Origin of the sequence: Pseudomonas sp. PLB05 (assembly GCF_021106615.1) — a bacterium.
Lineage (GTDB): Bacteria > Pseudomonadota > Gammaproteobacteria > Pseudomonadales > Pseudomonadaceae > Chryseomonas > Chryseomonas benzopyrenica.
Genome location: NZ_JAJOHO010000002.1, coordinates 222229 through 248413, shown reverse-complemented (window position 1 = coordinate 248413; position 26185 = coordinate 222229). Strand labels below are relative to the sequence as shown.

The window sequence follows — 26185 nt, the reverse complement described above, 5'->3', positions numbered from 1 at the left end:
GGGTCCGACCGAAAGCGCTCAGCGCTTGCGGTTGGAGATCAGCGTACCGACGCCAACGTCGGTGAAGATTTCCAGCAGCACCGCGTTGGGCACCCGGCCATCGATGATGTGGGCACTCTGCACCCCGCCCTGCACCGCTTCCAGCGCGCAGCGGATCTTCGGCAGCATGCCGCCGTAGATGGTGCCGTCGGCGATCAGCGAATTGACCTGCTCGGTGGACAGCCCGGTGAGCACCTGGCCCTGCTTGTCCATCAGGCCGGCGATGTTGGTCAGCAGCATCAGCTTCTCGGCCTTGAGCGCCTCGGCCACCTTGCCTGCCACCAGGTCGGCGTTGATGTTGTAGGACTCACCGTCCGGACCCACGCCGATGGGCGCGATGACCGGGATGAAGTCGCCGCGCACCAGCATGTTGATCAGGTCGATGTTGACCCCGGTGACCTCGCCCACGTGGCCGATGTCGATGATCTCCGGCTTGGTCATCTCCGGCGTCTGCCGGCTGACCTTGAGCTTGGTGGCGCGGATCAGACCCGCATCCTTGCCGGTCAGGCCGATGGCCTTGCCGCCATGGCGGTTGATCAGGTTGACGATGTCCTTGTTGACCTGGCCGCCCAGGACCATCTCCACCACATCCATGGTCTGGGCGTCGGTGACGCGCATGCCGTCGATGAAGTGACTCTCGATGGACAGGCGCTTGAGCAGGTCGCCGATCTGCGGACCGCCGCCATGCACCACCACCGGGTTGATGCCCACCGCCTTCATCAGCACGATGTCACGGGCGAAGCCGGCCTTGAGCTCGTCGCTCTCCATGGCGTTGCCGCCGTACTTGATCACCAGCGTCTTGCCGACGAACCGGCGGATATAGGGCAGCGCCTCGGACAGCACCTCGGCGACGTGCGAGGCATCCTCGCGGCTCAGGGTCATGGCTCACCTCTCAAGGTCGACTAAGAAAAGACAAAGGGCGCCTAGGCGCCCTCTGTGCTACCGCTGACTCACGTTCAGAACGGCAGATTCAGATCCGGCTCCACCGCCAGCAGCTGCTTGCGGAACACCGTCTTGATGCGCTCCAACTCCTCGAGGGTTTCCGCCTCGAAGCGCAGCACCAGCACCGGCGTGGTGTTGGACGCACGCACCAGACCCCAACCGTTCTGGTAATCGACGCGAACGCCGTCCAGGGTGGTGATCTGGGCATCGCCCCACTGGGCGTCGCGCTGCAGGGTCTCGATGATGCCGAACTTGCTCTCTTCGGTCACCTGGATATTGATCTCCGGGGTGGAGATGTCTACCGGGAAGGTATCGAACACCTGTTGGGCGCTGTGCTTCTCCTGGCTGAGGATCTCCAGCAGGCGCACGGCGCTGTAGATGCCGTCGTCGAAACCGAACCAGCGTTCCTTGAAGAACACGTGGCCGCTCATCTCGCCGGCCAGCAGGGCGCCGGTTTCCTTCATCTTCTTCTTGATCAGCGAGTGGCCGGTCTTCCACATGATGGGACGACCGCCGTAGCCGGCGATGAGGTTGTTCAGGCGGCGAGTGCATTTGACGTCGAAGATGATGTCGGCGCCCGGATTGCGGGAGACCACGTCCTTGGCGAACAGCATCAGCAGCTGGTCGGGATAGATGATCTTGCCTTCGTTGGTCACCACGCCGACGCGGTCGCCGTCGCCGTCAAAGGCCAGGCCCAGGTCGGCGCCGGTTTCCTTGACCTTGGCGATCAGGTCTTCCAGGTTTTCGGGCTTGCCCGGATCCGGATGGTGATTGGGGAAGTTGCCGTCCACCTCGCAGAACAGCGGGATGACCTCGCAGCCCAGGGATTCGATCAGCTGGGGGGCATTGACCGCGGCGACACCGTTACCGGCGTCCACCACCACCTTGAGCTTCTTGGCCAGCACCACGTCGTTGCGGATGTAGTCGGCATAGCTCTTGAGCACGTCGACCTGCTTGATCTGGCCCTGGCCGCTGGCCACGTCGCCGGTCTCGATGCGCTCGCGCAGACGCTGGATGGATTCGTTGGCCAGGGTCTCGCCGGCGATGACGATCTTGAAGCCGTTGTAGTCCGGCGGATTGTGGCTGCCGGTCAGCATGACGCCGGACTTGCCTTCGAGCACGTTGGCGGCGTAGTAGAGCACCGGGGTCGGCACCATGCCGACATCGCTGACATTGGCGCCGCTATCGGCCACGCCCTTGATCAGTTGGGCGACCAGTTCGGGGCCGGACAGACGGCCATCACGGCCGACGGCCACGTTGGGCTCGCCACGCGCCAGGCTCTCCGAGCCGATGGCGCGCCCGATCCAGTAGGCGGCTTCGGCAGTCAGGGAGTCACCCACCACGCCACGGATGTCGTAGGCGCGGAAGATGCTGGCGTTGAGTTGGGGGGCTTGCGGGGTAGTGCTCATCGGGGGTTTCTCCAATCCCAGGAGATCCTGGTCTTCGTCGAGGATACTGATATCGAGGATGTCGGTGGTCTGGAACAGCGGCTCGCTCTGTTGAACGCGGCCTCTGTCGGCAAACTCCGCCAGGGTCTTGGCCACGGCATCGCTAGGTGCCGCAGCATATAGGTCCGGCGACGACCCGGCCGATCGGCTGGCCAATCGGGCCGTCGACTTGGCCACGGGTTCCATTACCGCCAGGCGCAAAGTCGGGCTTTTGGCTATCTGATTGGATTCAAGTTCCTCGGCATAGGCCGTCAGACTGCGGACGTCGTCACGGAGCCGACGTGACAGCTCCCGGGAAAACAGCCAAAAGCCCGCCAGCACGCCGAACAGCGCCAGCAGCAGCGCTACCAGGGGAAGGCCCAACGGGGTATCGGCGCCGGCCTCGGCGGCCGGTGCCAGTTCCAGCGTCCAGAGCGGGCTGCCGGTGGCGAGCCGGCGCATCAGCGCCGGATCACCGGGGCTGCCGCCGCTGGCCAGGACCTGCACACCGCCACCGGGAAATTGCTGCAGCAGGCGCCACTGGCCGACATTCGCCGGCGGCGTGGCCCAGCCCTGCAGCACCGCCGGCAGCGCTTCCACCAGCACGGCGCTGCCGAGCAACTGATCGCCACGGCGGATGGGCTGGGCACTGTAGACCAGCCAGCGATCCCCCAGGCGATAGGCTTCCGGTGGAGTCCGCTGGCCGCTTTCCAGGCGCTTGAGCAGATCGAGGGCGGCATAGTTGAGGGGACCGGGACGGTCGTCTTCGATCTGGCGCATGCCGGCCGGCACCACCAGCACATCGACCACGCCGAGGCGCTCGCGCAGCTGGCTTTCCGCCGCCGCGCGCGCCGCGGGGTCATCGCCCTGCAAGGCCTGCAGCACCAGGGCATCCCCGGCGACGCCCTGCAGCCGGCGGGTCAAGCCGACCAGCAATTGATTGAGGGAGGCCGCCTGGGCCTGCAGCGCCTGGTCCGCCTGCTGCTCCTGATTGCGCGCGCCCTGCGGCTGCAACACCAGGAACCACAGCAGCAGCGCGGCCAGCAGCAGACCGGCGAGCGCCAGCAGCAGCCCCGCGCCCATACCGGGCAAGCCCGCGACCCGAGGGGCCGTCTTGCGCACATCCTTGCCGTTCTTGCCCCTTGCCATGCCGTTCTTCTCCTTTATGTCACGGCGCGCCTTGCGCATCTGGCGTCAGCGGGTACCGGAGTGCCCGAAGCCGCCAGTACCCCGTTCGGTCTCGGTAAAGCTCTCGACGATGTCGAAGTGCGCCTGGACCACAGGTACGAGCATCAGCTGGGCGATACGTTCGCCGATGCTCACAGTGAAGGTGGTCTGGCCGCGATTCCAGCAGGAGACCATGAGTTCGCCCTGGTAGTCCGAGTCGATCAGGCCGACCAGGTTGCCCAGCACGATGCCGTGCTTATGACCCAGCCCCGAGCGCGGCAGGATCAGCGCCGCCAGCGACGGATCGGCCACATGGATGGCAAGCCCGGTGGGGATCAGCGCGGTCTGGCCCGGCTCCAGCACCAGATCCTCCTGCAGCATGGCGCGCAGGTCGAGGCCGGCCGAGCCGGGGGTGGCGTAGGACGGCAGCGGGAAATCGCGCCCCAGGCGCGGGTCGAGGATCTTGGCTTGAAGGCTATGCATGGTTCTGGGCGGTATCTTTGAGATGGGTGGAAATCAGGGCGATGAGCTGGCGGGCGATCTTGCCCTTGCTGGTCTGCTCGAAGCGGATCTCGTGCAGGCCACGGTCGATCACGGTGACCGCGTTGTCTTCGCTGTTGAAGCCGATGGCCGGATTGGCCACATCGTTGGCGACGATGAGGTCGAGATTCTTGTCACGCAACTTGCGTTGGGCGTACTCCAGCAGATTCTGGGTTTCCGCGGCGAAGCCGACGCTGAAGGGCCGATCCGGGCGGCCCGCCAGCGTGGCGAGGATGTCCGGGTTGCGCACCAGCTCCAGCAGCAGGCCGTCACCGCGGGTGGGGTCCTTCTTCAGCTTGTGCGGCGCGATGACCTCGGGGCGATAGTCCGCCACCGCCGCCGAGGCGATGAGCACGTCACAGGGCATCAACGCCTCGCAGGCGGCCAGCATGTCGCGGGCGCTGATCACGTCGATACGCTCGACGCGATCAGGCGTCGGCAAATGCACGGGCCCACTCACCAGGCTGACGCGGGCACCCGCCTCCGCCGCCGCTTCCGCCAGGGCGAAGCCCATGCGACCGGAGCTGTGGTTGGTGATGTAGCGCACCGGGTCGATGTTTTCCTGGGTCGGGCCGGCGGTGATGACTATGTGGCGACCGGTCAGGTCGAGGCGCTGGAAGCAGTCGGCAGCGAGCTGGGCGAGGTCGGTGGCTTCCAGCATCCGGCCGGGGCCGACGTCGCCACAGGCCTGACTGCCGCTGGCCGGGCCGAACAGCTTGATGCCACGGCTGCGCAGGAGCTCGGCATTGGCCTGGGTGGCCGGATCGCGCCACATGGCCTGGTTCATGGCCGGTGCCAGGGCGACCCGGGCATCGGTGGCCAGCACCAGGGTGGTGAGCAGATCGTCCGCCACGCCCTGGGCCAGGCGCGCCATCACATCGGCGGTGGCCGGCGCGACCAGCACCAGATCGGCCCAACGGGCCAGCTCGATATGCCCCATGGCCGCTTCGGCGGCCGGATCCAACAGATCCAGGTGCACCGGCAGCCCGGACAGCGCCTGCAGGGTCAGCGGCGTGATGAATTCGCGCCCGCCGCGGGTCAGTACCACCCGCACCTCGGCGCCCTGATCCTTGAGGCGGCGCACCAGCTCGGCGCTCTTGTAAGCGGCGATGCCACCTCCGACGCCCAGCACGATGCGTTTACGATGGAGCCGCTGCATATAGCCTTTCCGTTCTCGAACCGTCTAGAACGGGCATCGCACGGCCAATCGAGGCCTGCGCGCACCCGCGAATGATCCGGTTAAGATAGCACAGCGCCTGCAGGACGCAGACGCCCCGCCAGACAAGGAGCGCCCATGAGCATCAAGGATTGGCCGGCCCAGGAACGGCCGCGGGAGAAACTGCTGGAACAGGGCGCCCAGGCCCTCACCGACGCCGAGTTGCTGGCGATCTTTTTACGCACCGGCGTGGCCGGTAAAAGCGCGGTGGATCTCGCCCGCCAGTTGCTCGGGGAATTCGGCAGCCTGAGAGCCCTGCTGGAGGCCGACCTCGCCGCCTTCAGCGCCCACCTCGGCCTTGGTCCGGCCAAGTACAGCCAGCTGCAGGCGGTACTGGAAATGGGTCGGCGCCATCTCGCCGAAGGCCTCAAGCGCGACTCGGCGCTGGAAAGCCCCCAACAGGTCCGCGACTATCTAAAGGCGCGCCTGCGCCACGAACCCCACGAAATCTTCGGTTGCCTGTTCCTCGACACCCGCCACCGGGTGCTGGCCTTCGAAGCCCTGTTCCACGGCACCATCGACGGCGCCAGCGTCTACCCCCGCCAGGTGGTCAAGCGCGCCCTCGCCCACAACGCCGCCGCCGTCATCCTCACCCACAACCACCCTTCCGGCATCGCCGAACCCAGCCAGGCCGACCGCCTGCTCACCACGCGTCTGAAGGACGCCCTGGCGCTGGTCGATGTGCGGGTGCTGGATCATTTCATCGTGGGGGATGGGGAGCCGCTGTCGATGGCGGAATATGGGTGGCTCTAGGTTTCCAACTTCATTCCGGACATAACTGACGCCAACTTCATGGAGCACGGGCAAGAACGGGCTTAGATAAGATTTTGATCCTGACGAGCTACAGGAGCGTCTTGATTCTGTTATCCAACAACCCCGGAAACCTCGTATACCACGTCTGATTCAACGGCGACGGATGCGGTAGTGGATAGAGGGTCAGCGTCTTGCGGGTGCCCTCCTCTGTTTCCAGGGTAACCTCGATGCTGCTTTCGAAGCGGTCTTCGCTCTTCCAGAAGGCTTCCAGGCGGGCGCGTTCTTCCTTGGGTTGGCCGATGCCAAACCAGAGGAAGGCCTCGCGACCGAAGGTGATGAGCTGGGTGCCGTGCCAGTGTTCCACCAGCAGGCGGCGCATCAGGGGGTGGAAGGTCTTTTTCACCCGTTCCGACCAGGCTTTGTTACCGACTGGTTTGTAGGGCACGGTGTTGGCCCAGAAAAATTGCTGGCTCAGGCTGCGACTGGCTTCGAAGTCGGCTGGGGGCTGGCCGTGCAGGTGGGTATAGAGGACCTTGCGGGCGATCTGGCCGCCGCTGCCAATGAAGGGCTCGCCGTACTTCACTTCCTCCCGCCCCGGATCGCGACCGAAAAAGCCCAGGGGCGCCTCCGGATCGCCCAGACCGATGATGGGGTCCAGCGGGTCCTTGGCGAATTGTTGATAGACCGGAAGATCGACACTCGGAAGATCGGCAGCGAGCTGGCGAAAGGCTTCGCGCTCTGCGGAAGACAGCGGCATGCAACAGCTCTCCATCGAGGAATTAATCCCTCTAGTAGAGCGCTGCCCGGCGGTTGACGTTCCGTAACGACTGGCGGAGCGGCAGCCCTGGGGCGATAGGGTAAACTGCCCGGCTCGAACGACCTCTCAAGGTGAATCCCGTTGATCAATCTGCTACGCAACGGCCTCGGCCAGGTGATCGTCGGCCTGGATCTGGTGACCCGGCCGCGCAAGCTCCAGCGCCCTGAGCAGGCTCAGGCTGCCATCGAGGCGGAGCTGGCGAATCTGTCGCTCTATCAGTTCCAGGCCTGCCCTTTTTGCGTGAAGACGCGGCGGGCGCTGCATCGGCTGAACCTGCCGATCCGCCTCAAGGACATCAAGAAGGATCCACAGCTGCGCGCCGAGCTGGAACAGGGCGGTGGCCGGGTGAAGGTGCCTTGCCTGCGGATCGACGAAGGCAGCCAGAGCGTATGGATGTACGAGTCGGACGACATCATCGCCTATCTGGAGCAGCGCTACGGCGAGCGGCAGCCGGGGTAACGTTCAGGTAGCGACTAGGATGGACAAGGCGGCGGCGTTGCTCAGGCTGACGCCTTGGCGTATTGGGCTCCGCTGCGCTCAACCCAACCTACGGGGCTAGAGGTCGCTTTCTTCGACCTTGCGGACCTTGCTGGCGTCCAGGGTATAGGACGCTTCAGCCAGGTCGTTGTCGACCGCCTCGGTGTGCAGGGTGCCGATGACCCAGTAGGGCTCGTAGATATCGGGTAGCGGCACGCCTTTGGGGTAGCGCACCAGCACGATCTGGTTCGGCGGCGGTGGCGGGACGTGGATGCAGGCACCCGGATAGGGCACCAGGAAGAATTCGCGGAAATTGCCCTTGGCGTCGGTCTCAAGCGGCACCGGAAAACCGCCCAGGCGCACGTTCTTGCCATTCAGGGCGGCCACGGTGCGGGTGGAATGCATCACCTCGGGCAGGCCATTGTCCTTCTGCTTGAGCCCGCCCGGCGAGCCGAACCCGCCCGGTGCTTCGGGGCTGTTGTGGCTGATCTCGGGCATGGTTTCCAGGGCCCGGCGATCTTCGGCGGTGAGCAGATCGAGCCAGTCGGTTTCCGGCGGTTCGCCCTTGGCGGCGTGGGTCAGCAGCGGCAGGCTGGCGAGCAGCAGGGTAATGAGCAGTCTGGGCATGGTCGGCAGGTCGGACGCAAAAGTCCGAGTGTGCGGCGCGCCAGGTCAGGGGTCCAGCCCCAAGGCCGCAAAGCAGAGCCTCGCCCATTAAAAAGCCCCTGGATCGACGGGCGACACCAGGGGCGGAAACGCTGTGCTACTTGGCTTCGCCGAGGCGAAGCGGCGTCTTAGAACCTATTCACGATCTGCTGCGCGTCGGCCAAACGGCGTTGAAAATGACTTCGGAATGCTCATTTACCCTTTGTAAACTCCGCTTCCTCAGCCATTTTCGCCTTATTTGTCTCTAGCTCGCGAAATCGTGAACACGTTCTTAGCGACGCTTGGTCACCATGCCGTAGATGAACAGCACGATGATGGCACCGATCACGGCGCCAATGAAGCCTGCGCCTTCACCGGCACGGTAGATGCCCAGTGCCTGGCCCAGGTAGCTAGCGACCACGGAGCCGACGATGCCCAGAATGATGGTCATGATCCAGCCCATGCTGTCGTCACCCGGCTTGAGAAAGCGGGCAACCAGGCCGACGATGAGACCGATGATGATGGTTGCGATGATGCCCATGTGAAGAATCCCCTGTTTGAGTGCTGGTAAGACAACGCCGGTCAGCAGGCGTCGTTGTACTCTCCGACCACCGGTGATCCTTCGAGGTTCAGGGGAAAACGGCTTCCGTGTGCGGAAGCCGTCTGGCATCAGGCCTGGATCAGGGCTTCCAGGGCGGCGATGCGGGTCTGCAGGGTCGCGGCATCGGCGCTGCGCAGGGTGGCGTGACCGACCTTGCGCCCGGCCTTGAAGGCCTTGCCGTAGTGGTGCAGGTGGCAGTCTTCCAGGGCGGTGACGGCCGCTACCGGCGGCACCGAGCCAATGAAGTTGACCATGGCGCTCTCGCCCACCTTGGCGGTGGAGCCCAGCGGCAGGCCGGCCACGGCGCGCAGGTGGTTCTCGAACTGGCTGCACTCGGCGCCTTCGATGGTCCAGTGCCCGGAATTGTGCACGCGCGGGGCGATCTCGTTGGCTTTCAAGCCACCCTCGACTTCGAAGAATTCGAAGGCCAGCACGCCAACGTAGTCGAGCTGCTCCAGCACGCGGCGGGCATAGTCTTCGGCCAGGGCCTGCAGCGGATGGTCGGAACTGGCCACCGACAGGCGCAGGATGCCGCTTTCATGGGTGTTGTGTACCAGCGGATAGCAGGCCACCTCGCCGTCACGACCGCGCACGGTCACCAGGGACACCTCGCCGGTGAAGGGCACGAAGCCTTCCAGCAGCAGGGGCACGCTGCCCAGTTCGGCGAAGGCGCCGGTGACGTCTTCCGGCTGACGCAGGACCTTCTGGCCCTTGCCGTCGTAGCCCAGGGTACGGGTCTTGAGCACCGCCGGCAGGCCGATACGAGCCACGGCGGCGTCCAGGTCGGCCTGGGACAGGACATCGGCGAACGCAGGAGTAGGAATGCCCAGGTCGCGGAACATGGACTTTTCGAACAGGCGATCGCGGGCGATGCGCAGGGCTTCGGCGGACGGATAGACCGGCACGAATTGCGAGAGGAAGGCCACGGTCTCGGCCGGGACGCTCTCGAATTCGAAGGTCACCAGATCGACCTCGTCGGCCAGCTGGCGCAGGTGATCCTGGTCGCCGTAGTCGGCGCGCAGGTGTTCGCCCAGGGCAGCGGCGCAGGCATCCGGCGCCGGGTCGAGAAACGCGAAGTTCATGCCCAGCGGCGTGCCGGCCAGGGCGAGCATGCGGCCCAGCTGGCCGCCACCGATGACACCGATCTTCATGCCTGCTCCCTCGGATCGGGATTGTCCAGCACGGTGCGGGTCTGCTCGTCACGGAAGGCGTTCAGCCGCTCGTGATACTCGGGATACTTGCCGCCGAGGATGCTGGCGGACAGCAGCGCGGCGTTGATGGCGCCGGCCTTGCCGATGGCCAGGGTGGCGACCGGCACACCGGCGGGCATCTGCACGATGGACAGCAGGGAGTCGACGCCCGAAAGCATGGACGACTGCACCGGCACGCCGAGCACCGGCAGGTGGGTCTTGGCGGCGCACATGCCCGGCAGGTGGGCGGCGCCACCGGCACCGGCGATGATCACCTCGATACCGCGACCGGCGGCCTCTTCGGCGTACTGGAACAGCAGGTCGGGGGTGCGGTGGGCGGAGACCACCTTCACTTCGTGGGGAATGCCCAGCTTGTCCAGCATGTCGGCGGTGTGGCTCAGGGTGGACCAGTCGGACTTGGAGCCCATGATCACGCCTACGAGTGCGCTCATCGTCGTGCCTCTGAAATGAAGAAGCCACGCGGCGGACGTGGCTTGGGAAATGAGCGGCACAGTATAGACGAAAGCGGGGCGGAGCGTGCCCCTGCGCCGGGTATCGCCTGTCGGTTGCAGGACAGGCTGTGGCGCCCATGGGATGGGTGGTGGTGTGGGGTGAAAGGTACGGGCCAGAGGCCTGGGGTGGGGCGTGGCGTTAGGGGGTTGGCTTTTATCGCGGCCATGGGCCGCTCCTACAGCAGCAGCTCCTACCGTAGGAGCGGCCCATGGCCGCGATTAATGCAGAGCGGGCGCGTTAGCGGATCACCTTGGCCGCGATAAGCCCTGCCTCAGATCCCTACATCCGGCAATTGCGGACGGGTTTCCAGGGCCTTGGCCATCAGGCGTTCGACGAAGGCGCGATCCGCGTCGGGCAGGGCCAGGCGGGGTGGGCGGGTCAGGGCGCGGCCGCGGCCGGCGAGTTCTTCGCAGAGTTTGATGCACTGCACCAGGTCCGGGCGGGCGTCCAGGTGCAGCAGCGGCATGAACCACTCGTAGAGCGGCATGGCGTCGGCGAAGCGGCCGGCCTTGGCCAGGCGGAAGATGGTTTCGCCTTCGGTGGGGAAGATGTTGGACATGCCCGAGACCCAGCCCTCGGCGCCCACGGCGATGCTTTCCAGCACCACGTCGTCGAGGCCGGCGAAGAGCACGAAGCGATCGCCCACCTCGTTGCGCACGTCGATGAAGCGGCGGGTATCGCCGGAGGAATCCTTGAAGCAGACGATGTTGTCGACGTCGGCCAGGGAGATGAGGATGTCCGAGGTGACGTCGTTCTTGTAGATCGGCGGGTTGTTGTAGACCATCAGCGGCAGGTCGAGGGCGCTGGCCACGCTGCGGAAGTGGGCGGCGGTCTCGTGGGGCTTGGCCGAGTAGACCAGCGCCGGCATCAGCATGATGCCGTCGGCCCCGGCGCGACCCACCGCCTGGGCGGTGCGGGTGGCGTTGAGGCTGGTGAATTCGGCCACGCCGCAGATCACCGGCACGCGACCACCGGCGGCGTCCTTAGCGACCTCCACCAGGGCGATCTTCTCTTCCAGGGTCAGGGAGGTGTTCTCGCCCACGGTGCCGCACATCACCAGACCGGAGACGCCATCGCGCACCAGGTTGCTGATCACGCCATGGGTCTGGTCCAGATTGACCGAGAAGTCATCGTTGAATTGGGTGGTGACGGCGGGAAAGACGCCGCTCCAGTTGACGCGGGGAGTGCTCATGCAGGGGTTTCCTCCAGACGCAGACGGGGCTTGAGAGAGTCGCGGTATTGCCGGGGCGACAGGCCGGTGAGACGGCGGAACTGGCGGCTGAAGGCGCTGTGGTCGGTATAGCCACAGGCCAGGGCCACTTCGGTGACGGGCAGATCGCGGGCCAGCAGACGCGAGGCGGCGTCGAGCCGGGCCTTGTGCAGCAACTGCTGGGGCGTGAGGCGCAGGATGCGTTTGCACTGGCGTTCGAGCTGGGAGACCGACAGGCCCACCCGCTGACTCAGTTCGCCCACCGAAAGCGGCTGGGCATAGTGCTCGCGCAGATAGCGATCGACCTCGGCCACCTTGGCGTGGGCCGGATGATCGGCGGCCGGTGCCTGCAGGTCGTGGGAGATGCCGGCCATGCCCATGAGTCGGCCCTGGGCATCGTGCAACGGCAGCTTGCGGGTCAGGCACCAGCCTGGGGTACGGCCGGCATAGAGGTGCAGCTCCAGTTGATCGTCCAGCGCCAGGCCCTCGCGCAGCACGCGGCGATCCTGTTCGGCATAGGCGCCGCCCAGGGGGGCGGGAAAGACTTCCTCGGCGGTCTTGCCGAGCAGTTCGCTGACGTCTTCATAGCCGCAGCGCTGGGCCAGGGTCAGGTTGACCAGCACATAGCGCGCCTCCAGGTCCTTGACGAAGAACACCACGCCGGGAATGGCGTCGAGCAGCGGCGCCACCAGGCTCAGGCTGGCGAGCAGCGCGGGCAGGTCGGCGGGCCGGGCGCGGTTCAGGGCGTCCAGGTGGGCAGCGGCGTTCATCTCTCGTCCTCGGTCAGGGCCAGCAGACTGTCGATACGGGTGGGTTGCAGGGGAAAGCGCGGAACCGGGGGCGTCCAGCCCAGCAATACGCAGGTAGCCTGGCCGCAGATGCGGCCCTGGCAGGCACCCATGCCGCAGCGGCTACGCAGCTTCGCCTGGGTCCAGTCGGCATGACCGACCAGGGCACCAAGGGCCACGTCTTCGCAGCGGCAGACCAGGGTATCCGGCTGGGCGAGACGGGCAATGGCCGGATTCAGGGCGAAGGTGCGGGCCAACTGGGCGGCGAAGCGGCGCCAGGGGCGTGATTCCGCCTGCACGGCATGGGCAGCGTCGAGCTGGCTGGTGGCGACCAGGCCGGCGATCCGCCCGGTGACCTGGGCCAGTTCGTTGCCGCCGATTCCGGTGCATTCGCCGGCCGCCAGGATATGTGGCTGGCTGGTGCGCTGGTGTTCATCCACCGCCACGGCGCCGTCCAGGGTGGCACAGCCCAGGCTCTGGGCCAGTTCGACATTGGGCACCAGGCCATAGCCACAGGCCAGGCGGTCGCAGGCGACCTCCCAGCGACGCTCGCCCTGGCGCAGGCGCACGGCTTCGAGACGCTCGGTGCCGAGCGCCGCTTCGACCCAGGTACCCGACCGATAACGGGGTGTGGCCAACGTCAGCGCCTGGCGCAACTTGTTCGGCCAGCGCCAGAGCCCCAGGCCGAAGTCGAGCACGGCGCGGCGCCTGGCCTGCTCGGCGACCAGGGCGATGCGGGCACCCGCCTGGCGCGCCGTGGCGGCACTGGCCAGCAGCAGCGGACCGGTACCGGCGACGACGATGCGTTCATCGGCGACTTCGACGCCACCCTTGATCAGTGCCTGCAGGCCGCCGGCACCGGTCACGCCGGGCAGGGTCCAGCCGGGAAACGGCAGCAGCAGTTCGCGGGCGCCGGTGCAGAGGATGAGGGTATCGAAGGCCAGCGTGCGGCCGCCGTGTGCGTCCTCCAGCAGCAGCTGGTGTGCGCCCAGGACCGCGGCGACCCGGGTCTGGGTGAGCAGGGTCACATCCGCCGGCAGGCTACCGACCTCGGCGGCGACCTGGCCCGCACGGGCGCGCCAGATCTGGCCGCCGGGCAAGGGATTGTCGTCCAGCAGCACCAGCTTCAGGCCGCGGCCACTGGCGGCGCGGGCAGCGGCGAGACCCGCCGGGCCGGCGCCGATGATGAGCAGATCGCAGCTCGCGCTATTCATGACAGGCGCTCCACCTGCATGCTGTCCTGGCAGGGGGTCTGGCACGCCAGCCGGCGTACGCCATCGACCTGCACCCGGCATTCCTGGCAGATGCCCATGCCGCAGAAAGGCGCCCGGGCCTCACCGCCTACCGAACGGCGCGCGGCGGGGTTGCTACTCTTGGCCAGAGCGGCGGTGAGCAGACTGCCAGGGCGGACTTGCAGGCGCTCGCCATCGATGAACAGGGTCAGCATGCCTGGCTCCTCGGCGCGGTGGTGAAACGCGCCGGTGCGAAGGGTTCCACGTGGAACGTCGAAGACTCGCCGAATAGTCCGTTGGCGATGGCTTCGGCGGTGGCCGGCGCGGTGGTGACGCCCAGGCCTTCGTGACCGACCGCCAGCCACAGACCGGGCTGGTCGGGGTGGGCGCCGATCAAGGGCAGGCCGTCGGGACTGGCGGCGCGCTGGCCGGTCCAGCCGCGGATCAGCGAGGTATGGGTCAGGCCCGGCAGGAAGTCCAGGGCGCGACGCAGCAGCTGGCCGACCACCGCGGGTTCCACAGCCATATCCGGACGCTCGAATTGCCGCGACGAACCAATCAGCAACTGCCCCGTGGGCCGTGGCTGGACGTTGAAGGCCACCGAAGCACCGCTGCTGGCGTGAGCGCTGGCACCGTAGCCGATTTCCACCAGCTGATGGCGAACCTGCTCGGGATAGCGGTCGGTAATCAGCAGATGGCCTTTCTTGGGTACCAATGGCAGGTCCGGACAGAGACTGGCGGCCTGCAGGCCGGCGGCAAGCACCACGGCATCGGCAGTCAGCCAGCGGCCATCGTCCAGCCGCACGCGCCGGCCTTCGACGGCAGTCACCCGGGCGCGCTGGCATTCGATCAGCGGCGAGCGCTGCAGCAACCAGGCGGCGACTACCGGGGCATAGAGCAGGCCGTCGCCAGGTACCTCCAGGCTGCCGGCCAGGGCAGTCAGTGCCGGTTCGGCGGCAGCGGTCGCCGCAGCGTCGAGCGGCTGGTTGGCAACGCCCTGGGCATCCAGGCGCTGACGTTTCTCTTCGATCAGCTCCAGCTCAGCGGCGTCGCGAGCCAGCCAGAGGGTGCCGCAGTTGCGGTAGTCGGCGGCGCCCGGCAACTGGGGCACCAGCTCACGCCAGAGTGCCAGGGAGCGGGCGCTCAAGGTCAGTTCGGCGGGGTCGTCGTCCATCACCACCAGGTGGCCCATGCCAGCGGCGGAGGCGCCGGGCAGGCCGGCGTCCAGCACCCGCACGCGACAGCCGCGCGCGGCCAGGGCCGCGGCGCAACTGGCACCGACGATGCCGGCGCCGACGACGAGGACCTCCGCTACCGACTTCACCCCGGAATGCCCCAGGCGAAGGGATCGTCGGCGGCCAGCAGCAGGGTCGCCTCGGCCATGACGTGGGCGCGTCCACGGATCACCGGCAGGATGCGGCCCTCGTCGCCCGGCTGGTAATGGGCCTCGAAACGACTGCCGATGACGCTGGCCTGCTGCCAGACGGCGCCAGGTTCGAGATCGCCGTCCGCCGCCAGGCAGGCCAGCTTGGCGCTGGTGCCGGTACCGCAGGGCGAGCGGTCATAGGCGCGCCCTGGGCAGAGCACATAGCTGCGACTGTCGGCGCCGTCCGGGTCGTCGGCGAAGAGTTCGATGTGATCGATATGGCCGCCCTGCTCGCCGGTGATCCCCGCGGCTTCCAGGGCGCCCCGCAGGGCCAGGCTGAAGGTGAGCAGCTCTTCGAGGTTATCGGCGGCGACGCGCTGGCCGTGATCGGCACAGAGAAAGAACCAGTTGCCACCCCAGGCGATGTCGCCGGTGGCCGGCCCATGGCCGGGAATCTCCACCTGCACGCCCTGCCGGTAACGATAGGCCGGGACATTACGCACGCTGACGCTGCCATCGTCGTGCAGGGTGGCGGTGACATCGCCCACCGGCGTCTCGATCAGGTGATCGCCGGTACCGATCCGGCCGAGATGGGCCAGGGACACCACCAGGCCGATGGTGCCATGGCCGCACATGCCCAGATAGCCGACCTCGTTGAAGAACACCACGCCAGCGCTGGCGGCAGGAGATACTGGCTCACAGAGCAGGGCGCCGACCAGCACCTCGTTGCCGCGCGGTTCGCGCATGCAGGCCCGGCGGAAGGCGTCATGCTCGCTGGCCAACAGGGCGCGGCGCTCGGCCATGCTGCCCTGGCCCAGATCGGGAAAACCATCGAGGACCAGGCGCGTGGGTTCACCGCCGGTGTGGGAGTCGATGACGCGGATGCGCTGCATGGCTGACCTCCGTGAGAGAGGCTCCAGTGTCGCGCAGACAGGCGCAAAAGGCTTGCAGGACGTCGGCTAGCTAAAAGCCGATATCGGCATAATCGCCTGCCGTCGATCAGCCGCCGTGGCTTTGACTTTCCAGATGTCGCCAGACCTGCTGCACCAGCCGCTTGCGCAACAGGGCACAGCGGTAGAGGCGGATCTCCAGGCCGACCTGCCAGGCGGCGTCGCCACACACGGCCAGTTCGCCCCGGGCCAGTTCCGCGGCCACCGACAACTGCGGCACCCAGGCCACGCCCAGGCCCTGCAGGGCCATGGTCTTGAGGCTGTCGGCCATGGCGGTTTCGTAGAGGGTCACGGCGCGCAGCTTGCGCTGGCGCAGGAGCAGATTCACCGACCGGCCGAGAAAGGCACCCGCGCTGTAGGCCAGCAGCGGCACACTGCTCTGCCCGTCCAGCTGGAACATGGGGCGGCCCTCGCCATCGGTGGCGCAGACCGGCAGCATGGCGGTGTGCGCCAGGTGCAGCGAAGGAAACAGCTCCGGGTCCATCTGCAGGGCGGCGTCGGGATCGTGGAAGGCCAGCATCAGGTCGCAGGCACCGTCGCGCAGGGCGTGGATGGCATCGCCGACATTGGTGGCCACCAGGCGACTGGCCAGCGCCAGGCCCTGGCCGCGCAGGCCGGCGATCCACTGCGGAAAGAAGCCCAGGGCCAGGGAGTGGGCGGCGGCGAATTGCAGCACCTCGCCCTGCCCGCCTTCCAGGTGATGCAGATGGCGCACCGTCTCACCCAGTTGCTCCACCACGCTGCGCGCCGTGACCAGAAACAGCTGACCGGCCTCGGTCAGGCTGATCGGGGTGTGGGATCTGTCCACCAGGGTCAGGCCGACGCTTTCCTCCAGCGCGCGGATGCGTCGGCTGAAGGCGGGCTGGGTGACGAAACGTTTTTCGGCGGCCTGGGAAAAACTGTAGGTGGCCGCCAGGGCCACGAAGTCTTCCAGCCATTTGAATTCGATGTTCATGGCGCCCATACGTCGTCTGATCTCGTGAGGTCACAACCTGAGTTATGCCGATCCGGCATGAGGCTTGGCGGATTGGCATTGGCCGGGATCGGCTGGCAGGCCTAGATTCTAGGGCATCGCGGCGTCCGCCGCTTGATCGAAGCCCAACGCTATCATGTCCGACTCTGCATCATCCGTCCGCCTCGAAAAAGATCTTCTCGGTACCCTCGACGTCCCCGCCGATGCCTACTACGGCATCCAGACCCTGCGCGCCGTGCAGAACTTCCGCCTCTCCGGCGTGCCCCTCGGTCACTACCCCAAGCTGGTGGTGGCCCTGGCCATGGTCAAGCAGGCGGCAGCCGACGCCAACCACCGGCTCGGCCACCTGCCGAGCAAGAAGCACCAGGCGATCAGCGATGCCTGCTCGCGCATCATTCGCGGCGAATTCCACGACCAGTTCGTGGTGGACATGATCCAGGGCGGGGCCGGCACCTCGACCAACATGAATGCCAACGAGGTGATCGCCAACGTCGCCCTGGAGCTGCTCGGCCATGCCAAGGGCGAGTATCGCCACCTGCACCCGAACAACGACGTCAACATGGCGCAGTCGACCAACGACGCCTACCCCACCGCCATTCGCCTGGGCCTGCTGCTCGGCCATGACGCCCTGCTCGCCAGCCTGGACAGCCTGATCACCGCCTTCGCCGCCAAGGGCGTGGAATTCGCCGAGGTGCTGAAGATGGGTCGCACCCAGCTGCAGGACGCGGTGCCCATGACCCTTGGCCAGGAATTCCATGCCTTCGCCACCACCCTGGGCGAAGACCTGGCGCGGCTGAAGAGCCTGGCGCCGGAGCTGCTCACCGAGGTCAACCTGGGCGGTACCGCCATCGGCACCGGCATCAACGCCGACCCCGGCTATCAGTTGCTGGCCGTGCAGCGCCTGGCGGACATCAGCGGCCAGCCGCTGACCCCGGCCGCCGACCTGATCGAAGCCACCTCGGACATGGGCGCCTTCGTGCTGTTCTCCGGCATGCTCAAGCGCACCGCGGTGAAGCTGTCGAAGATCTGCAACGACCTGCGCCTGCTCTCCAGCGGTCCGCGCACCGGCATCAACGAGATCAACCTGCCGCCGCGCCAGCCGGGCAGCTCCATCATGCCGGGCAAGGTCAATCCGGTGATCCCCGAGGCGGTCAACCAGGTGGCCTTCGAGATCATCGGCAACGACCTGGCGCTGACCCTGGCGGCCGAGGGCGGCCAGCTGCAGCTCAACGTCATGGAGCCGCTGATCGCCTACAAGATCTTCGACTCCATCCGCCTGCTGCAGCGCGCCATGGACATGCTGCGCGAGCACTGCATCACCGGCATCACCGCCAACGTCGAGCACTGCCGCCGCCAGGTGGAGCACTCCATCGGCCTGGTCACCGCGCTCAACCCCTACCTGGGCTACGAGACTTCCACCCGCATCGCCAAGACGGCGCTGGAAACCGGTCGCGGCGTACTGGAGCTGGTGCGCGAGGAAAACCTGCTGGACGAAGCGACCCTGGACGACATCCTGCGCCCGGAAAACATGATCGCCCCGCGGTTGGTGCCCCTGAAGGCCAAGGTCTGAGCCTCGTACGCCAGACCTGAGCGGTAAGCGCGGCAACTCCCCGTGAGCGCGGTATCCTTCTTGCTTGGAAGGCTGCCACCGCTCCGGGGAGTTTTCACATGCGTCAGTCCGGCTTGATCAATCTCAACCTGGTGTCCCTGGTCCTCCAGCAACTGGCGGCCGACACGCCTGCCCGGGCGGAACCGCTGCTGGCTGGTAGCGGCCTGCAGCTGGACGACCTCGAACAGCCCCATCGGCTCATCACCCTGGCCCAGGAACAGCGGGTCATCGCCAACGCCCTGCCGGTCGCCCCGCCCGAACTGGGGCTGCTGCTGGGCTGGCGGCTGCGCGTCTCCGGCTACGGCCTGCTCGGCTATGCCCTGCTCAGCGCCCCGGCCCTGGGCGCGGCGCTGCAGGCGGCCCTGGCCCACCAGGGGCTGCTCGGTGCCTATTTCACCCTGCGCCTGGAGCGCCACGGCGAGCTGGCCTGGCTCAGGGCTGATGACCACCCCTTCGCACCCGAGTTGGAACGCTGCAACGCCGAGTGCTGCCTGGCCTCGCTGCGGGCGATTTGCTGCGACCTCCTGGGTACGCCTCTACCCCTGGTGCAGGTGGCCTTTCGGCACCCCGAGCCGACCTATCGCGAGCGCTATGACGATTGCTTCGGCGCCGCGCCCCTGGCCTTCGGAGCCACCTTCAATGGCCTTGCCTTTCCCGCCACCTGGCTGGAGCGCGGCCTGCCGCTGGCCGATCCAGTGACCCATCGCGACGCCCTGGAGCAGTGTGGTCGCCTGGCTCCGGAACAGGATCGCCAGCGCGCCCTGCTCGCCCGCATCCGCACCCTGCTGGGCGCCGACCTGGCTGCACCACCCTCCTTCGCGGCCCTGGCCGGCCACCTCGGCATGGCGCCGCGCAGCCTGCGCCGACACCTGCAGGCGGGCGGCAGCGGCTATCAGCAACTGCTCGACGAACTGCGCTTCGAACGGGCACGTGATCTGCTGGCCCAGGAGCGCCTGCCCATCTATCGCATCGCCGAGGTGATGGGCTTCAGCGAAACCGCCAGCTTCCGCCATGCCTTTCGCCGCTGGAGTGGGCAATCGCCACGGGGTTATCGGCTCTAGCGGCTGGCGTATGCTGGCGGTTCCTGCACACCGAGAGGCTCTGCCATGCCAGCCCTGCACCTGCTCGCCGCACGCGGCCAACCTACCGACCAATACCGGCTGCCGGCGGAAAAGCGCCTGGAAGGCGATCCGCTGCAGAGCCTCTGGCTCGACTACGAGGATGCCAGTGGCGTCTTCGCCGTCGGCCATTGGCACAGCGAGGTGGGCAAGTGGCGCGTCCAGTACACCGAGGAGGAGTATTGCCAGGTCCTCGAAGGCCTGAGCCTGGTCACCGATGACCAGGGCCGCACTACCCGCCTGGGGCCGGGCAGCACCTTCGTCGTGCCGCGTGGTTTCCAGGGGACCTGGGAGGTCGTGGAGCCAACCCTGAAGCGGTTCGTGGTCTACGAAGCCAAGGGCAGCTGACATCTCTTGTGACGGCGCAAGGTGAGAATCTGGCCGGATCTATCCCATTTTGGCCGCTGCGCCTCTCGTCGCGAGGCGCCGGGCTGGCAAGAATCAGGAGAGAACCCGCCGCCCGGAGTCACCATGCGCATCCACCACAGTCCCGATCACGCCCTGCACCATGGTCGCTGCGAATTGATCGACGGCCAGCTACAGCCCTGTTTCGAAAAGCCCCAGCGCGTCGAATTCATCCTCGCCGAGTGTCACCGCCGGCAGCTCGGTGAGGTGGTGGCGCCCAGGGACTTTGGCCGGGCGCCCATGGCGCGTGTCCACAGCGAGGCCTATCTCGACTTTCTCGCCGGTGCCTGGGACGAATGGGCCGCCGGGGGCGAGACCGTGGATCTGCTGCCCTATACCTGGCCCGCACGCACCCTGCGGCAGGTGCTGCCGCCCACCAGCCTGCATGGGCGTCTGGGCTACTACAGCTTCGACGGCGGCGCTCCCATCACCGCTGGTACCTGGCAGGCCGCCTACAGCGCCGCCCAGGTGGCCCTGAGCGCCGGTGCCGAGGTCGCCGCGGGCACGCGCAGCGCCTTCGCCCTCTGCCGTCCGCCGGGCCATCACGCCGCCGCCGATGTCATGGGCGGCTACTGCTATCTGAACAACGCCGCCATCGCCGCCCAGGCCGCCCTCGACGGCGGCGCCCGGCGGGTCGCCATCCTCGATGTCGACTACCACCACGGCAACGGCACCCAGGACATCTTCTATTCCCGCGACGATGTCCTGTTTCTCTCGTTGCACGGTGATCCGGGCTTCGAGTTCCCCTTCTTCCTTGGCTATGCCGACGAGACAGGCACCGGGGCGGGCCAGGGCTTCAACCTCAATCTGCCGCTGCCGGCCGGCAGCGCCTGGGACAGCTGGAGCGCCGCCTTGGAAGTAGCGCTGGCGCGACTCCAAAGCTATGCCCCGGACCTGCTGCTGGTCTCCCTGGGCGTGGATACCTTCAAGGCCGATCCCATTTCCCAGTTCAAGCTGGAGAGCGACGACTACCTACGCCTGGGCGAACGCCTGGCGCGGCTCGGCCTGCCGACCCTGTTCGTCATGGAAGGCGGTTACGCCGTGGCGGAGATCGGCATCAACACGGTGAACGTCCTGGCCGCCTTCGACGGCGCCTGATCCCCCTCCCGAGGAATCCGACCATGCACAGCCTCCTGCGTCCGCTCACCGCCCTGCTCGGTGGCGCCCTGCTCGCCACCGCCGTCCAGGCCGCCGATCCTGGCGAACTGCGGGTCTACAACTGGGCCGACTACATCCTGCCCGAGACGCCCAAGGACTTCGCCAAGCAGACCGGCATCCGTGTCACCTGGGACACCTTCGACAGCAACGAGTCGCTGGAAGCCAAGCTGCTCACCGGCCGCTCCGGCTACGACCTGGTGATCCCCTCCAACCAGTTCCTGGAAACCCAGATCAAGGCCGGAGTGTTCCAGAAGCTGGACAAGACCAAGCTGCCCAACTGGCAGAATCTCGATCCCGAGTTGCTCAAGCTGCTGGAGGTCAACGATCCGGGTAACCAGTACGGCGTGCCCTACATGTACGGCACCATCCTCATCGGCTTCAATCCGGCCAAGGTCAAGGCGGCGCTGGGCGCGGACGCACCGGTGGACAGCTGGGACCTGGTGTTCAAGCCGGAGAACATGGCCAAGCTCAAGAGCTGCGGCGTGGCCATGCTGGATTCGCCCTCGGACATCCTGCCGGTGGTACTGCACTACCTGGGGCTGGACCCCAACAGCGCCAACGCCAAGGACTACGAAAAGGCCACGGCGCTGATGCTCAAGATCCGCCCCTACATGGCCTACTTCAATTCCACCAAGTACATGACCGATATCGCCAACGGCGACATTTGCGTGGCAGTGGGCTATTCGGGCAGCTTCTACCAGTTCGGCAACCGCGCCAAGGAGGCCGGCAACGGCGTGGTGGTGGACTGGCGGCTGCCACGCGAGGGCGCGCCCATCTGGTTCGACACCTGGGCCATTCCGGCCAGCGCCGCCAATGTCGACCAGGCCCATGCCTTCATCAACTACCTGCTCGAACCCAAGGTGATCGCCGGAATCAGCGACTACCTCGGCTACCCCAACGCCAACAAGCCGGGCATGCCGCTGGTGACCGCCGCCATCCGCGACAACCACGACCTGGTGCCCACCCCGGAAATGCTCAAGAAGCTCTATGTGGTGCAGCCGCTGCCGCAGCCCATCGAGCGGGTCCGCACCCGTGCCTGGAGTCGCATCAAGGCCGGCAACTAGCGGCAACGGCGTCCACGACCATCCGAATGGTAGCCAATGGCTACCATTCGGCGGTTACATCCCCGCGCCCGGGAACCCTCTATCGCGCTAAGGGACTTACTGTGCTGAAGTGACCCATTGGATTTACCTGCCAGGTACGGCGTCATGTCCCTCAGTCTCGCCCTCACCCGAGCGCTGGCTCGCCCTTTCTGGGCCCTGCGCTTCGAATCGGTATTGGAACGGCATTACCAGCACGACATCGCCCGTTCGCGCCGGCGGCACCTGCGCATTACCCTGACCGTGGCCATCCTCGCCTACGCCAGCTTCTCGATCTGGGACTGGATCCTGATGAACGAGGCCTTCTGGCTCATCAGCCTGCTCAGCGCGCTGGTGGTGATTGGCGGCGGGCTGGTCTTGCTGGCGCTCGGGGTGATACCCGCCGAACATCCCGCGCGCGAGTGGCTGGGCATCCTGCCCTGTCTGCTGGCCTATCTCCCGCCGCTGCTCGACGTCGAGGCCACCGATGCCGCGCATCGCGCCCTCTGGCTGGCGACCATGCCGCTGATGACGCTCTTCACCAACAGCTGCATCGCGCCGCCCCTGCGCCAGGCCGCGGTCCACAGCCTGTTCGCCCTGCTGGCCATCGGCCTGGCCACCCAGATGCATACCCTGCCGGCTCTGGAGGCTTCGCTGGTCATGACCCTGGCGTTCGCCACCGCGAGCTTTACCCTGCTCAACAACTTCTGGATGGAGCGCGCCCGCCGTCAGGGCTATCTGCTGATCCTGCGCGACCGCTTACGCAACGAAGAGCTGGCCGCCACCAATCGCGTTCTGGAACAGCAATCGGCCACGGACCCCCTCACCGGCGTGGCCAACCGCCGGGCGCTGATGCAGGCCCTGGCCACCGCCCTGGCCTATCCCCCGCCCCGGCCATTGCTCCTGCTGATGATCGACGTCGATCACTTCAAGGCCTTCAATGACCGCTATGGGCATCCGGCCGGCGATCGCTGCCTGCAACAGGTCGCCACCGCCCTGGCCAATGAATTGCGCGCCGGCGACTGCCTGGCCCGCTACGGTGGCGAGGAGTTCGCCATCCTCTGCACCCCTTCGCGCGAGGAGGATGCCAGCAAACTGGCCCAGCGCCTGCTCGATGCGGTACGGCGCCTGGAGATTCCCCACCTCGGCCCCCCTGCTGGTCCGCGCGTGACCGTGAGCATCGGCGGCGCCTGCGCCCGACTGGACCACGACTGCGCCGAAACCTTTCTCGAAGCCGCCGATCGCCAGCTCTACTGGGCCAAGCAGGCCGGGCGCGACCGCGCCATCCTGGAGGATTGCGATCGCTGCCAGACCCAGGTCGCTGAACCCAGCTAGCCCAGGCGATAGACCCGATCGACCAAAGTCGCGCTGGCCAGGCGCTGGCGCAGATCGTCGTCCAGGTGAGGGTCCTGCCAGTCGTAGAGACCGATGCGGCCATAGGCCTGACCGCGCCGGGGGCGGGTGCCCAGGTACTCCCAGACCACTCGGGTGCAGGCCGGCTCGCGGCGGTCGGAGGCGCTGACGCCCAGCTTGAGGCCGTTGAGGCGATCGATACGATTGCGCGCGCTGGGCAGCAGCACCGTCTGCGACAACTCGTTGCCGGTGAGGGATTCGTAGTCGGTGAAGAACAGCCGGCTTTCCAGGCTCATGGCCAGGCCCAGGTAACGAAAGCGTGCCTGGCTCGTGGCCTCGCCCTGACGACGCAGGCGTTCGAAACGCACATAGCGAAAGACGCCTTCCTCCTCGAACAGCCGCACCAGCCCACAGAGCACTACGCCTGGGGTGGAGAGCGACGGATAGTATTCGTGGTAGTAGCCCTGGTAACGGACCAAGCCTTCCTGGCGTTCGCCGAACAGGGCCAGCGCCTGCCCCGCCCACCCCGTCTCCTGGCTGACCGGTGCCCCCAGGCGCGCCGCGAATTGCCGTTGCGGCAGCTGCAGATCACTGGCCGGCAATCCGAAGAACTCCGCCAGTCGCTGCAGGTTGTAGGGCGACGGACGGCTCTGGCCGTTGAGGTAGCGATTGAACTGGGCACGGTTGATACCGACGGCGCGACAGACGGCGGCAATCGAGCGGTGGCGCTGGCAGAGCAGCTGCAAATTGGCGGAAAAATCGCTCATGAACCCTGCCCAAGCTTGACAGACGGCCGGAAAACTAGCATCAAGTCGCGCCATTTTGAAGCGAGGCGCGGAATTGTCCACGCCGGTGGGATAGCCGAACCTAGGCGGCCCGGTCCGTCTTACTGCCCGTTCCACCCGGACCGATCCGTCCCAGCGCCCTGTCCCGGTCGTCTCCCCACGACCGGGCGCGGTGTCGGGAGCGGGATATTCCACAATAATAGCCCCAAGGCTTGCGAGCCGGCCTTGGAGCATCACTAGCATGCTCGAGGATTCTTCATGCACTACCTAGAAATGCTCAACGACTTCCTGTCCGGCCACGTGCTCATCGTGCTGATCGTCGGCCTGGGCAGCTATTTCACCCTGCGCTCGCGATTCGTGCAGGTGCGCCACTTCCCGCACATGTTCACGGTGTTCAAGGATTCCCTGCGCAACAGCGGCGACGGCCTGAGTTCCTTCCAGGCGCTGATGCTCAGCCTGGCCGGCCGCGTGGGTGCCGGCAACATCGCCGGTGTGGGCCTGGCCGTGACCCTGGGTGGCCCCGGTGCGGTGTTCTGGATGTGGGTGACCGCCCTGGTCGGCATGGCCAGCAGCTTCTTCGAGTGCACCCTGGCGCAGGTCTACAAGCGCGCCGATGGCGACGGCCTCTACATCGGCGGTCCGGCGTACTACATCCAGCACGGCCTCAACAAACGCTGGATGGCGCTGATCTTCTCGGGCCTGCTGCTGGTGACCTACGGCTTCGCCTTCGTCGGCCTGCAGTCCTTCACCGTGACCCACTCGCTGGAAAACGCCTTCGGCCTGCCGGTGCAGTACACCGGGATCGCCCTGGCCATCCTGCTGGGCCTGGTGTTCATCGGTGGCATCAAGCGCATCGCCGCGGTCTCCGACGTCCTGGTGCCGGTCAAGACCCTGGCCTACATCGCCGTCACCCTCTATGTGATCGTCACCCAGATCGACCTGGTGCCCGGCACCCTGCTGACCATCGTCAAGAGCGCCTTCGGCCTGGAGCCGGCCTTCGCCGGTCTGCTGGGCGCCGCCATCACCATGGGCGTCAAGCGTGGTGTCTTCGCCAACGAAGCCGGCCTGGGCGCCGCGCCCAACGTCGCCGCCGTGGCCGCGGTCAAGCACCCGGCCGCCCAGGGCGTGGTGCAGGCCTTCAGCGTCTTCCTCGACACCTTCGTCATCTGCACCTGCACCGCGCTGCTGATCCTGCTCTCCGGCTTCTACGCCCCGGGCTTCGACGGCGACGGCATCGTGCTGACCCAGAACTCCCTGGCCGCGGTGGTCGGTGACTGGGGCCGCATCTTCATCAGCGTCGCCCTGTCGCTGTTCGTCTTCACCTGCATCCTCTACAACATCTACCTGGGCGAGAACGGCCTGCGCTACCTGCTCGGCCGCGGCAAGGCCGTGCTGCTGGGCTATCGCGGCCTGGTGCTGGTACTGATCTGCTGGGGCTCCATGCAGAACCTGACCACGGTGTTCGCTTTCGCCGACATCACCATGACCTGCCTGGCCTTCGTCAACCTGATCGCCCTGGCCATGCTGATCAAGGTCGGCATGCGCATCCTCAACGACTACGACGCCCAGCGTCGTGCCGGGGTCGACCAGCCGGTGTTCGATGCCGACCAGTTCCGCGACCTGGACCTGGATCGCCAGGCCTGGCCGTCGCTGGATCGTCTGGAAGACACCGTCGCCGAGGCCCGCGCCGCGCAGCCGCGCCAGGCGCACTGACCGCCGCAGCGGTCACCTTGGGCTGCGCTGCGCTCAACCCAACCTGCGCCATCCGTAGGTTGGGTTGAGGCGGCTCCAGCGCCGAAGCCCAACGGCCCCGAACCATGATTCGCTTGTCT

General features: G+C 66.7%; 26 protein-coding genes. 9 read left to right on the top strand and 17 right to left on the bottom strand.

All coding sequences use genetic code 11. The features are described from left to right. Positions 1-18: 18 nt before the first annotated feature. The 4 genes from argB to coaBC all read right to left on the bottom strand — a co-directional run bounded on the left by argB (position 19) and on the right by coaBC (position 5274). Entirely contained in the window at positions 19-921 is a 903-nt protein-coding gene (gene argB / locus LRS53_RS07860; protein ID WP_017639223.1) for an acetylglutamate kinase, read from the bottom strand. Between the two features lie 74 nt (positions 922-995). After that, positions 996-2390 (bottom strand): phosphomannomutase/phosphoglucomutase, encoded by a 1395-nt coding sequence (gene algC, locus LRS53_RS07855; protein ID WP_197480243.1) that lies wholly within the window; start codon positions 2388-2390, stop codon positions 996-998. A 1212-nt stretch (positions 2391-3602) separates the two neighbouring features. Beyond that, a complete protein-coding gene (dut, locus tag LRS53_RS07850; RefSeq protein ID WP_231355550.1) occupies positions 3603-4058 on the bottom strand; it encodes a dUTP diphosphatase in 456 nt (151 codons plus the stop codon). Further along, positions 4051-5274: a bifunctional phosphopantothenoylcysteine decarboxylase/phosphopantothenate--cysteine ligase CoaBC gene (coaBC, locus tag LRS53_RS07845; protein WP_231355549.1), complete on the bottom strand. Its 1224-nt coding sequence runs from the start codon at positions 5272-5274 to the stop codon at positions 4051-4053. Before coaBC ends, dut begins: the two co-directional genes overlap by 8 nt. A 135-nt stretch (positions 5275-5409) precedes the next feature. On the opposite strand from coaBC, the gene radC reads away from it, so the two are divergent. Beyond that, positions 5410-6084 (top strand): RadC family protein, encoded by a 675-nt coding sequence (radC, locus tag LRS53_RS07840; protein ID WP_231355548.1) that lies wholly within the window; start codon positions 5410-5412, stop codon positions 6082-6084. Between the two features lie 88 nt (positions 6085-6172). On the opposite strand, the gene LRS53_RS07835 is transcribed toward radC, so the two are convergent. Next, a complete protein-coding gene (locus LRS53_RS07835) occupies positions 6173-6841 on the bottom strand; it encodes a uracil-DNA glycosylase family protein (RefSeq protein WP_231355547.1) in 669 nt (222 codons plus the stop codon). Between the two features lie 141 nt (positions 6842-6982). On the opposite strand from LRS53_RS07835, the gene LRS53_RS07830 reads away from it, so the two are divergent. After that, entirely contained in the window at positions 6983-7360 is a 378-nt protein-coding gene (locus LRS53_RS07830; protein WP_068384497.1) for a glutaredoxin family protein, read from the top strand. Positions 7361-7456: 96 nt separating this feature from the next. On the opposite strand, the gene LRS53_RS07825 is transcribed toward LRS53_RS07830, so the two are convergent. The 11 genes from LRS53_RS07825 to LRS53_RS07775 all read right to left on the bottom strand — a co-directional run bounded on the left by LRS53_RS07825 (position 7457) and on the right by LRS53_RS07775 (position 16828). Continuing rightward, entirely contained in the window at positions 7457-8005 is a 549-nt protein-coding gene (locus LRS53_RS07825; protein ID WP_231355546.1) for a DUF3299 domain-containing protein, read from the bottom strand. Positions 8006-8315: 310 nt separating this feature from the next. Further along, on the bottom strand, positions 8316-8564 hold the full coding sequence (locus LRS53_RS07820; RefSeq protein ID WP_231355545.1) for a GlsB/YeaQ/YmgE family stress response membrane protein: 249 nt from the start codon (positions 8562-8564) through the stop codon (positions 8316-8318). 128 nt (positions 8565-8692) lie between these two features. Continuing rightward, positions 8693-9775, bottom strand: a complete 1083-nt coding sequence (locus LRS53_RS07815; RefSeq protein WP_231355544.1) for a 5-(carboxyamino)imidazole ribonucleotide synthase — start codon at positions 9773-9775, stop codon at positions 8693-8695. Beyond that, complete coding sequence (gene purE / locus LRS53_RS07810) at positions 9772-10266, bottom strand: 5-(carboxyamino)imidazole ribonucleotide mutase (RefSeq protein ID WP_007160060.1); 495 nt, start codon at positions 10264-10266, stop codon at positions 9772-9774. The genes LRS53_RS07815 and purE overlap by 4 nt, the downstream gene beginning before the upstream one ends. Positions 10267-10598: 332 nt before the next feature. Then, positions 10599-11519: a dihydrodipicolinate synthase family protein gene (locus LRS53_RS07805; RefSeq protein WP_231355543.1), complete on the bottom strand. Its 921-nt coding sequence runs from the start codon at positions 11517-11519 to the stop codon at positions 10599-10601. Then, on the bottom strand, positions 11516-12307 hold the full coding sequence (locus LRS53_RS07800) for an AraC family transcriptional regulator (RefSeq protein WP_017639212.1): 792 nt from the start codon (positions 12305-12307) through the stop codon (positions 11516-11518). The genes LRS53_RS07805 and LRS53_RS07800 overlap by 4 nt, the downstream gene beginning before the upstream one ends. Then, positions 12304-13539 (bottom strand): NAD(P)/FAD-dependent oxidoreductase, encoded by a 1236-nt coding sequence (locus LRS53_RS07795; protein WP_231355542.1) that lies wholly within the window; start codon positions 13537-13539, stop codon positions 12304-12306. Before LRS53_RS07795 ends, LRS53_RS07800 begins: the two co-directional genes overlap by 4 nt. Next, positions 13536-13772: a (2Fe-2S)-binding protein gene (locus LRS53_RS07790; protein WP_231355541.1), complete on the bottom strand. Its 237-nt coding sequence runs from the start codon at positions 13770-13772 to the stop codon at positions 13536-13538. Before LRS53_RS07790 ends, LRS53_RS07795 begins: the two co-directional genes overlap by 4 nt. Next, positions 13766-14881: an NAD(P)/FAD-dependent oxidoreductase gene (locus LRS53_RS07785; RefSeq protein WP_231355540.1), complete on the bottom strand. Its 1116-nt coding sequence runs from the start codon at positions 14879-14881 to the stop codon at positions 13766-13768. Before LRS53_RS07785 ends, LRS53_RS07790 begins: the two co-directional genes overlap by 7 nt. Then, positions 14878-15816, bottom strand: coding sequence for a 4-hydroxyproline epimerase (locus LRS53_RS07780; protein WP_231355539.1), 939 nt, complete (start codon positions 15814-15816; stop codon positions 14878-14880). The genes LRS53_RS07785 and LRS53_RS07780 overlap by 4 nt, the downstream gene beginning before the upstream one ends. 106 nt (positions 15817-15922) lie before the next feature. Then, positions 15923-16828, bottom strand: a complete 906-nt coding sequence (locus LRS53_RS07775; protein ID WP_059316971.1) for a LysR substrate-binding domain-containing protein — start codon at positions 16826-16828, stop codon at positions 15923-15925. Between the two features lie 154 nt (positions 16829-16982). Between LRS53_RS07775 and aspA the strand changes: the two genes are divergently transcribed. The 6 genes from aspA (at position 16983) to LRS53_RS07745 (ending at position 23550) form a co-directional block, all read left to right on the top strand. Further along, positions 16983-18416, top strand: a complete 1434-nt coding sequence (gene aspA / locus LRS53_RS07770; protein WP_231355538.1) for an aspartate ammonia-lyase — start codon at positions 16983-16985, stop codon at positions 18414-18416. Between the two features lie 98 nt (positions 18417-18514). Continuing rightward, entirely contained in the window at positions 18515-19516 is a 1002-nt protein-coding gene (locus tag LRS53_RS07765) for an AraC family transcriptional regulator (protein ID WP_231355537.1), read from the top strand. Between the two features lie 45 nt (positions 19517-19561). Next, positions 19562-19921, top strand: a complete 360-nt coding sequence (locus LRS53_RS07760; protein WP_231355536.1) for a cupin domain-containing protein — start codon at positions 19562-19564, stop codon at positions 19919-19921. A gap of 123 nt (positions 19922-20044) precedes the next feature. After that, the gene (locus tag LRS53_RS07755; RefSeq protein WP_231355535.1) at positions 20045-21076 is read left to right on the top strand and encodes a histone deacetylase family protein; all 1032 of its coding nucleotides are present in this window, start codon (positions 20045-20047) and stop codon (positions 21074-21076) included. Positions 21077-21099: 23 nt separating this feature from the next. After that, positions 21100-22200 carry a polyamine ABC transporter substrate-binding protein gene (locus LRS53_RS07750; RefSeq protein WP_068384477.1) on the top strand — a complete coding sequence of 367 codons (1101 nt, stop codon included), beginning with the start codon at positions 21100-21102 and terminating at the stop codon, positions 22198-22200. A 144-nt stretch (positions 22201-22344) separates the two neighbouring features. Beyond that, a complete protein-coding gene (locus LRS53_RS07745; protein ID WP_231355534.1) occupies positions 22345-23550 on the top strand; it encodes a GGDEF domain-containing protein in 1206 nt (401 codons plus the stop codon). Here LRS53_RS07745 and LRS53_RS07740 read toward each other — a convergent pair. After that, complete coding sequence (locus LRS53_RS07740) at positions 23547-24335, bottom strand: helix-turn-helix domain-containing protein (protein WP_017639200.1); 789 nt, start codon at positions 24333-24335, stop codon at positions 23547-23549. The two genes, LRS53_RS07745 and LRS53_RS07740, sit on opposite strands and share 4 nt — an antisense overlap. A 276-nt stretch (positions 24336-24611) precedes the next feature. On the opposite strand from LRS53_RS07740, the gene LRS53_RS07735 reads away from it, so the two are divergent. After that, positions 24612-26066 carry an alanine/glycine:cation symporter family protein gene (locus LRS53_RS07735; RefSeq protein ID WP_068384473.1) on the top strand — a complete coding sequence of 485 codons (1455 nt, stop codon included), beginning with the start codon at positions 24612-24614 and terminating at the stop codon, positions 26064-26066. Positions 26067-26185 lie beyond the last annotated feature (119 nt).

What these genes read in the sequence shown, in the direction of transcription:
- LRS53_RS07765 (WP_231355537.1), top strand. Translation starts at nt 18,515, where the DNA reads ATGCGTCAGTCCGGCTTGATCAATCTCAACCTGGTGTCCCTGGTCCTC.
- LRS53_RS07795 (WP_231355542.1), bottom strand. Translation starts at nt 13,539, where the DNA reads ATGAATAGCGCGAGCTGCGATCTGCTCATCATCGGCGCCGGCCCGGCG.
- radC (WP_231355548.1), top strand. Translation starts at nt 5,410, where the DNA reads ATGAGCATCAAGGATTGGCCGGCCCAGGAACGGCCGCGGGAGAAACTG.
- argB (WP_017639223.1), bottom strand. Translation starts at nt 921, where the DNA reads ATGACCCTGAGCCGCGAGGATGCCTCGCACGTCGCCGAGGTGCTGTCC.
- LRS53_RS07825 (WP_231355546.1), bottom strand. Translation starts at nt 8,005, where the DNA reads ATGCCCAGACTGCTCATTACCCTGCTGCTCGCCAGCCTGCCGCTGCTG.
- LRS53_RS07750 (WP_068384477.1), top strand. Translation starts at nt 21,100, where the DNA reads ATGCACAGCCTCCTGCGTCCGCTCACCGCCCTGCTCGGTGGCGCCCTG.
- LRS53_RS07780 (WP_231355539.1), bottom strand. Translation starts at nt 15,816, where the DNA reads ATGCAGCGCATCCGCGTCATCGACTCCCACACCGGCGGTGAACCCACG.
- LRS53_RS07835 (WP_231355547.1), bottom strand. Translation starts at nt 6,841, where the DNA reads ATGCCGCTGTCTTCCGCAGAGCGCGAAGCCTTTCGCCAGCTCGCTGCC.
- LRS53_RS07735 (WP_068384473.1), top strand. Translation starts at nt 24,612, where the DNA reads ATGCACTACCTAGAAATGCTCAACGACTTCCTGTCCGGCCACGTGCTC.
- LRS53_RS07740 (WP_017639200.1), bottom strand. Translation starts at nt 24,335, where the DNA reads ATGAGCGATTTTTCCGCCAATTTGCAGCTGCTCTGCCAGCGCCACCGC.
- LRS53_RS07790 (WP_231355541.1), bottom strand. Translation starts at nt 13,772, where the DNA reads ATGCTGACCCTGTTCATCGATGGCGAGCGCCTGCAAGTCCGCCCTGGC.
- coaBC (WP_231355549.1), bottom strand. Translation starts at nt 5,274, where the DNA reads ATGCAGCGGCTCCATCGTAAACGCATCGTGCTGGGCGTCGGAGGTGGC.
- LRS53_RS07815 (WP_231355544.1), bottom strand. Translation starts at nt 9,775, where the DNA reads ATGAAGATCGGTGTCATCGGTGGCGGCCAGCTGGGCCGCATGCTCGCC.
- LRS53_RS07760 (WP_231355536.1), top strand. Translation starts at nt 19,562, where the DNA reads ATGCCAGCCCTGCACCTGCTCGCCGCACGCGGCCAACCTACCGACCAA.
- LRS53_RS07800 (WP_017639212.1), bottom strand. Translation starts at nt 12,307, where the DNA reads ATGAACGCCGCTGCCCACCTGGACGCCCTGAACCGCGCCCGGCCCGCC.
- LRS53_RS07820 (WP_231355545.1), bottom strand. Translation starts at nt 8,564, where the DNA reads ATGGGCATCATCGCAACCATCATCATCGGTCTCATCGTCGGCCTGGTT.
- LRS53_RS07805 (WP_231355543.1), bottom strand. Translation starts at nt 11,519, where the DNA reads ATGAGCACTCCCCGCGTCAACTGGAGCGGCGTCTTTCCCGCCGTCACC.
- dut (WP_231355550.1), bottom strand. Translation starts at nt 4,058, where the DNA reads ATGCATAGCCTTCAAGCCAAGATCCTCGACCCGCGCCTGGGGCGCGAT.
- LRS53_RS07745 (WP_231355534.1), top strand. Translation starts at nt 22,345, where the DNA reads ATGTCCCTCAGTCTCGCCCTCACCCGAGCGCTGGCTCGCCCTTTCTGG.
- LRS53_RS07755 (WP_231355535.1), top strand. Translation starts at nt 20,045, where the DNA reads ATGCGCATCCACCACAGTCCCGATCACGCCCTGCACCATGGTCGCTGC.
- purE (WP_007160060.1), bottom strand. Translation starts at nt 10,266, where the DNA reads ATGAGCGCACTCGTAGGCGTGATCATGGGCTCCAAGTCCGACTGGTCC.
- aspA (WP_231355538.1), top strand. Translation starts at nt 16,983, where the DNA reads ATGTCCGACTCTGCATCATCCGTCCGCCTCGAAAAAGATCTTCTCGGT.
- LRS53_RS07775 (WP_059316971.1), bottom strand. Translation starts at nt 16,828, where the DNA reads ATGAACATCGAATTCAAATGGCTGGAAGACTTCGTGGCCCTGGCGGCC.
- algC (WP_197480243.1), bottom strand. Translation starts at nt 2,390, where the DNA reads ATGAGCACTACCCCGCAAGCCCCCCAACTCAACGCCAGCATCTTCCGC.